The organism is uncultured Campylobacter sp. (assembly GCF_938041645.1).
Taxonomy (GTDB): domain Bacteria; phylum Campylobacterota; class Campylobacteria; order Campylobacterales; family Campylobacteraceae; genus Campylobacter_B.
Map to the genome: position 1 here is coordinate 1 of NZ_CALIST010000062.1, position 1,017 is coordinate 1,017.

Consider the following 1,017-nt stretch of genomic DNA (forward strand, 5'->3'; position numbering starts at 1 on the left):
GCGGGCGATACTTGCGCCGCTAAGCGGTCTAAATTTACCGAACACGCAGGCGGGCAGCAGTTAAAAACCGCCGCCGCGAGCCGTTCTAACGGGCGAGCATCCGATCTCTCGCCCAAGATTAACGGCGGACGAACGATCTGAAGGCTGTCAAAGCCAAGCTCGCTCACGCTCCGCTCGATACGTCTTTTGGCGCGCAGATAAAAGCTTAGCGAGCCCTCGTTCGCACCCAGAGATGATACGAGCACGAAGCGCAGCGCGCCCGCTGCTTTGCCCCATTTCGCCGCCGCATAGACGTAGTCTACATCCACGCGCAAAAACGCCTCGCGCGAACCCGCCTGCTTCATCGTCGTACCCAGCGCGCAAAAAATTTCGTCAAATTTATGCGGCGCGATATCCGAGATGCCCTCAAAATCAATGATCCGCGCGCGAAGCTTAGGGCGGCAAAAGCCTATCTCGCGGCGCACCCACGCCTCTACCTCATCGTAACCCGGACTCTCGCAAAGCTCGCGCACCAGTTCCCTGCCTACGACGCCCGTAGCGCCAAGCACCAAGGCGGATTTTCCCATTTTCGCTCCTTGAATTTCTTTAAATTTTAACGCGTTGTGTGGTTAAATTTTACTTTTACCGTGCCAAAAATTTCGTCTAGTTTGCAAGTCGAGCCCGAAAATTGCGCGCTTGAGCTCGCATCGCAAGTAAAATCCATAGCTCACGCGTTAAATTTCAAAGCCACGTTCGGCGCGAAATGTATATCAAATCAGCTTAAATTTTATAAGACTATACGCAGTCTAGAAGCTGCCGTTTCATCGCGATGCGCTAAAAGCGTAAAAATTAGCATCTGCCCACGTAGTCAAATCGCACAGCCCCCAAGCTAAACTCGAAGTTGTTTCGATCCACCGCGCCTACGCACGCGTCGCTATCGTAAAGCGCGAGCAGGAATTCCGCCATCTCCTCGCTCGAGTGATAGCGCTTAAAAGCCGCGTCGTAGTCGTAGCCCGCGTCATCCGTCGCCACGGGGCC

At 54.3% G+C, this 1,017-nt stretch carries 1 protein-coding gene and 1 pseudogene; both read right to left on the reverse strand.

The window, feature by feature from the left end; all coding sequences use genetic code 11:
* The coding region (locus Q0600_RS09130; protein ID WP_298759470.1) for an NAD(P)H-binding protein at nt 1-566 on the reverse strand (566 nt) is incomplete at its 3' end.
* Between the two features lie 262 nt (nt 567-828).
* Nucleotides 829-1,017: pseudogene (locus Q0600_RS09135) on the reverse strand (oxidoreductase); the annotation flags it as partial.